The sequence below is a fragment of the Prevotella sp. MGM2 genome, from assembly GCF_002933955.1.
Lineage (GTDB): Bacteria > Bacteroidota > Bacteroidia > Bacteroidales > Bacteroidaceae > Alloprevotella.
This window is the reverse complement of the sequence record NZ_BEWW01000271.1, coordinates 1-1,959: the sequence shown is the minus strand read 5'-3', so window position 1 is coordinate 1,959 and position 1,959 is coordinate 1. Positions and strand designations below refer to the sequence as shown.

Annotated in this window: 2 protein-coding genes and 1 pseudogene; 1 reads left to right on the top strand and 2 read right to left on the bottom strand. The window is 46.1% G+C overall.

Features of this window, described 5'->3' with window-relative positions:
- Positions 1 to 83 (top strand): annotated as a pseudogene (locus tag C5S62_RS13895) (DNA-binding protein); the annotation flags it as partial.
- A 346-nt stretch (positions 84 to 429) separates the two neighbouring features.
- Here C5S62_RS13895 and C5S62_RS06955 read toward each other — a convergent pair.
- Positions 430 to 804, bottom strand: a complete 375-nt coding sequence (locus tag C5S62_RS06955) for a hypothetical protein (RefSeq protein WP_057327942.1) — start codon at positions 802 to 804, stop codon at positions 430 to 432.
- A 2-nt stretch (positions 805 to 806) separates the two neighbouring features.
- On the bottom strand, positions 807 to 1,959 hold a 1,153-nt coding region (locus C5S62_RS06950), incomplete at its 5' end, for a site-specific integrase (protein WP_104404664.1).

Here is a 1,959-nt window from a genome sequence, read left to right as displayed (position 1 = left end):
GTAAAATCCTCTACCGTGAATCCGACATCGAAAGGATGCTGAATGACGGCTACCGTTCCGCCTACCGACAGGTTGCAATCTGATTTTCTTGAAGGAGCGCAGTTTGCCGTCTGCCCTATGATTGCGGAGCAATGGACTTCCGGCAAAAAGAAAAAGGAACGGCTTACAGATGAAGCGTCAAAATCCTGCTTCGTCTGTAAGCCGTTCCCCTATATTTTCTGATTTCCTGCCAGTCGCTTGTTTCCGTTGCCGGATGCCCCAAGAGCGCGTGGCAAGCAGTGGCAAGGTTTTCGGGCAGTAATACACTCAAACTTGTTTGAGGAAGATTCTGCCCGAAACGGCACCGCCGCTTGACCTTGCCAATGCCTTCAAAGCCACACGCTACCTTTGCATCCGTGCATCGGGAACGAGTGGCTGATGGAATGAACCTCAACTATACCATCGGTTATTACCTCTGACGCTGGCAACAAATAGTGTAATCGGTGCAGCTTTCTTAATGGTGCTAATTTTATTTATTATAAACCGTCTGAACATGATACTCTCTTTACTGCATATCCTGAATGCAACGGCTATAATCATTTCAAGGTTATAGACATCATAACTGATGCCGTCCGGCTGTTTGATGTATTTCATCGTTTCAACTTTGTCCAGTTCCCTGTTCTTGTAGATGGAATGAATCGCCTTGCGAATGTCGCACGAGAACACTCCGAACAAGTTGGTAATCTCAAACTTGGTCATCCACACAGGTGTGGTCGGCATTGTGACTGCACCCGTTTCACTGATTGAAATTATTCCTCTATCCATATCTATCGCATTACTTTAGACATTACGCTCTTTACATTATTCATATCGCGCAGAATAGAGGAATCCAACACACGTGCATAGTGCTGCGTCATTTTTATATTGGAATGGCCGAGCATCTTCGCTACATTCTCAATACTCACACCGTTGGCGAGGCATACAGAGGTCGCATACGAGTGGCGGGCTACGTGTGTGGTCAAGGTCTTGTTTATCAGACATAAGTCTGCAATTTCTTTCAGATAGCTGTTCATTTTCTGATTGCAAGGAACTGGAAGCAGACAGTTTTTCTTTTGGCAAGCCGGATGTTCCGCATATTTACGGAGAATCTCCAATGGAATATCAAGCAAAGGAATGTTGCACATATTCTTCGTCTTTTGGCGAGGTTTGCGAATCCATAGGTTGCCGTTGGAGTCTTCTACGATATGTTCCGGTGCCAGTTGTTGCACGTCTATGAAGGCTAGCCCAGTGAAAGCCGCAAAGGTGAAAACATCACGGACAACTGTGATACGCTCTAATGAAAACTCCTTGTGATAAATGGTGAGCAGTTCGTCCATTGTCAAGAACTCGCGGATAACTTCTTTCTCATGAAACTTGATGCCGATGAATGGGTCTTTGGAAATCCACTCGTTGGCAAGCGCAAGGTTGGTTATCTTCTTCAAGCACTTCATGTAGCGGATAACCGTATTCTGTTGGCACTCCTTCTCCGTTTTGAGATAGAACTCAAAGGCACGTACCAGTTCTCCATTGACTTCTGACAACGGTAAATCCTCCTTGCCGTATTTCTGTTTGATAAGTTCAGCAAGATAACGCTTGCAACTCTCATAACGGCGGACGGTAATCAAGGCATAGTCCTTGCCGACAAGTTCACGGCATTGGTCGTTATGTTCTTGGATGGTTTGAATGAGTGTGCGGACAACTTCCGGTGCTTGGTCTTGTCCGAAGAACTTTTCCTGCAACAGGCGGGCAGTGATGAATTGTCCTTGTTCCTCTAGTTCATTGAAAGTCTGATGGAGTTTGATTCTTGCCTCCTCAATATAGGCGTTCAAGTCGCAGGATTTGCGGCTCTTGCCTTTGGCGCACTCCTTCGCCTGATTCCACAAGGCTGGTTCGATGCTCTTGCGGATATTGTTTTCCACTCGCACACTGTTCACGGTGATA